This window comes from Bradyrhizobium sp. (genome assembly GCF_017881085.1).
In the GTDB taxonomy this organism is placed as follows: domain Bacteria; phylum Pseudomonadota; class Alphaproteobacteria; order Rhizobiales; family Xanthobacteraceae; genus Bradyrhizobium.
The window spans coordinates 1-3,559 of the sequence record NZ_JADGRI010000433.1; the positions used below are offsets into that span (position 1 = coordinate 1).

At 63.8% G+C, this 3,559-nt stretch carries 3 protein-coding genes; 1 reads left to right on the forward strand and 2 read right to left on the reverse strand.

All coding sequences use genetic code 11. The features are described 5' to 3' along the window. Positions 1-267: 267 nt before the first annotated feature. Positions 268-1,125, forward strand: coding sequence for a DUF1499 domain-containing protein (locus QZ213_RS26060; protein ID WP_291688938.1), 858 nt, complete (start codon positions 268-270; stop codon positions 1,123-1,125). Positions 1,126-1,266: 141 nt separating this feature from the next. Here the strand turns inward: QZ213_RS26060 and QZ213_RS26065 are convergent, their stop codons facing one another. After that, on the reverse strand, positions 1,267-2,184 hold the full coding sequence (locus QZ213_RS26065; RefSeq protein WP_291688939.1) for an MBL fold metallo-hydrolase: 918 nt from the start codon (positions 2,182-2,184) through the stop codon (positions 1,267-1,269). Between the two features lie 196 nt (positions 2,185-2,380). Then, positions 2,381-3,556, reverse strand: a complete 1,176-nt coding sequence (locus QZ213_RS26070; RefSeq protein ID WP_291688940.1) for an acyl-CoA dehydrogenase — start codon at positions 3,554-3,556, stop codon at positions 2,381-2,383. Between the last annotated feature and the right edge of the window lie 3 nt (positions 3,557-3,559).

Genomic DNA, 3,559 nt, shown 5'->3' on the forward strand with positions numbered 1-3,559 from the left:
AAGTATCCCTGGGATTACTACAAGCTGATCCAGACCATGTCCGGCGAACAGGCATTAGGAAAGCTCGCCGATTCGGCCTGCCCGCTGGCCACGCACTAAGCCATACCCGTAGCGACATCGCGCGCCCTGTTCCGACAGGGCGCGCAAGCCCCATTTTCCGGCACAAACCGCTTCACAGCGCGCCGGAAAATGCGCTAGGTCACCTGCGCGCCCGCTTGCCGGCCTGAACCGGACCGGCGGCTTACGTCGATATTGGAATATTCCGGGATGGCCCGCAGGTTTTCCGCTCCCTATCAGTCGGAGCCCGTGTCCAGCCTCGCGTCATGGGCGCGCAATCTCGCGGTATTCTCCGTGGTCGCCGTGCTGGTTTCGATCCTCATCGTGCGTTTCGGCTTTCTCGAGATGAAACCGGCGCTGGCCACCTTCTTCGGCGCGCTGGGTTGCGCCGGGCTTTCTATTCTGGTCGGCTTTGCCGCCTTTGCCGCGATCTGGCAGAACGGATCGCGCGGCATGAGCCGCATCCTGCTGGCGCTCTTGATCGACGCGGTCGTGCTGGCCTATCCCGCCTATCTCGCCGTGCAATATCGCAAGCTGCCGCCGATCCACGACATCACCACCGATCCGATCGATCCGCCGCGCTTCGAGGCGCTGGCCCGGCTGCGCACCGGCGAGGGCACCAACCCCGCGGTGTATGCCGGGCTGTATTCCGCCGAGCAGCAGCGGCTGGCCTATCCCGATATCGAGACGGTGGAACTCGACGTTCCCGTGCAGCAGGCATTCGACGTCACGATGCGCCTGGTGACCAAGCGCAAATGGCTCGTGATCGACGAGCGCAGCCCGCAACCGCCGCGCCGCGTCGGCCGCATCGAGGCGGTGGCGCGGACGCCGATCATGGGCTTCCGCGAGGACGTGTCGATCCGCATCACGCCTGACGACGCCGATGGCTCGCGCGTCGATATCCGCTCGGCGTCGCGCTATTTCGAGAGCGATCTCGGCAGCAACGCCGCGCGTATCTCCAAGCTGATCGACGACATCAACAGCGCCGCCGACAGCGCCAGCCTCAAGCCGGTGAAGAAGCCGGTCGCGCCGGCGGCCAAGCTGCCGCCCAAGGTAGTGAAGAAGTGACGTCTTCGTCATTCCCCGATGTGCAATTGCACATCTGAGGGCATCGCGGAGCGATGAACCCGGAATCTCGAGATTCCCCGATGTGCAACTGCACATCTGAGGTTCGCGCTTACGCGCGCCCCGGAATGACGGTCTGAGGCATCACGCCAGCCGGTAAGTCCCGCCGATCACCGGATCGCCCTCGGTCGCGACGATGCCCCGCGCGACCAGATCCTCCAGATGCGCCAGCACGGAATAGCCGGCGGCCCCCGTCAGCCGCGGGTCGATGCCGATATAGATCGCGCGCACGATGGTGGGGATATCCGCCTCCCCCTTGGCGAGGCGATGCAGGATCGAGGCTTCGCGGGCCTGGCGGTGCTTGATCAGGAACCGCACATAGCGCGGGCCTTGTGGAATTTCAGGCCCGTGGCCCGAGAAGTACAGATCCTCATCGCGGCTCGTCAGCCGCTCGAGCGAGGCCATGTAGTCGACCATCGATCCGTCCGGCGGCGCCACGATCGAGGTCGACCAGCCCATCACGTGATCGCCCACGAAGGATAATTTGCGATCCGGCCAGGCGAACGCCAGGTGATTGGCGGTGTGGCCCGGCGTCGACACCGCCTGCAGCGCCCAATCCGCGCCTTCGATGACGTCGCCGTCGCGCACCTCGATGTCGGGCCTGAAGTCGCGGTCGGCGCCGGATTCCGGGCTGTGCTTCTCGCTCTCGAAGCGCGGCCGCGAGGCGCGGTGCGGACCCTCGGCATAAACGGTCGCGCCGGTCGCCGCCTTGATCCGCGCGGTGTTCGGCGAGTGGTCGCGGTGGGTGTGGGTGACCAGGATATGCGTCACGGTCTCATTGCGCACGGCGTCCAGCAGCGCCGCGGCGTGCTCCTCATTGTCGGGACCGGGATCGACAATCGCGACCTTGCCCCGACCTATGATGTAACTCACCGTGCCGGTGAAGGTGAACGGGCTCGGATTATTGCAGAGAACGCGACGCACGCCGGGGCGGACTTCCTCGGCCACGCCCGGCGGAAGCGGGAAGTCGCGGTTGAACGGGACGTCGTCGTTGTCGGCCATGGGGGATTTTTTGCTCTAGCGTCATTCCGGGATGGCCCACTGAACTCGGGTTTACCCGAGTTCAGCAATATCATGTTCCTAAGTCGGCAACAGCCGACTTAGGTGGGCCAGACCCGGAATCTCGACGAGTTGGAATGATACGGCTCGAGATTCCGGGTTCGCTCCGTTGGCGCGCCCCGGAATGACGATGAAGCTCTTACGAAAACGCCTGAATGCCGGTGATGGCGCGGCCCAGGATCAGGGCGTGGACGTCGTGGGTGCCTTCATAGGTATTGACGGTTTCCAAATTCGCGGTGTGGCGCATCACGTGATATTCGATCTGGATGCCGTTTCCGCCATGCATGTCGCGGGACATGCGCGCGATGTCGAGCGCCTTGCCGCAATTGTTGCGCTTGACGATGGAGATCATCTCCGGCGCCATCTTGCCCTCGTCCATCAGCCGGCCGACGCGAAGCGAGGCCTGCAGGCCCAGCGCGATATCGGTCTGCATGTCCGCGAGCTTCTTCTGCACCAGTTGGGTCGCCGCCAGCGGGCGGTTGAACTGCTTGCGATCGAGCGTGTATTGCCGCGCCCGGTGCATGCAGTCTTCGGCAGCTCCCATCGCGCCCCAGGAAATGCCGTAGCGGGCGCGGTTGAGGCAGCCGAACGGTCCCTTGAGACCGGATACGTTGGGCAGCAGCGCACTCTCCGGCACCTCCACCCCTTCCATCACGATCTCGCCAGTGACCGACGCGCGCAAGGAAAGCTTGCCTTCGATCTTCGGTGCAGAAAGGCCTTTCATGCCCTTTTCGAGAATGAAGCCGCGGATCTGGTTGTTATGTTCGGCCGATTTCGCCCAAACCACGAAAACGTCGGCGATCGGCGCGTTGGAAATCCACATCTTGGTACCGGTCAGCCGGTAGCCGTCGGAGGTTTTCTCGGCGCGGGTCTTCATGCCGCCGGGATCGGAACCGGCATCCGGCTCGGTCAGGCCGAAACAGCCGACCCATTCGCCGGTGGCGAGTTTGGGCAGGTATTTCTTGCGCTGGTTCTCGTCGCCATAGGCATAGATCGGGTGCATCACCAGCGACGACTGCACCGAATTCATCGAGCGATAGCCGGAATCGACCCGCTCGATCTCGCGTGCTACCAGGCCGTAGGCGACGTAGCTCGCATTGGCGCAGCCATATTCCTCCGGCAGGGTGATGCCGATCAGGCCGAGTTCGCCCATCTCGTGGAAGATGTCGCGATCGACCTTCTCTTCCAGATAGGCCTTGGTGATGCGCGGCATCAACTTGTCCTGCGCATAGGCGCGCGCGGTGTCGCGGATCATGCGCTCGTCTTCGGTGAGCTGCTCGTCGAGCATGAACGGATCGTCCCACTGGAAATTCACCGG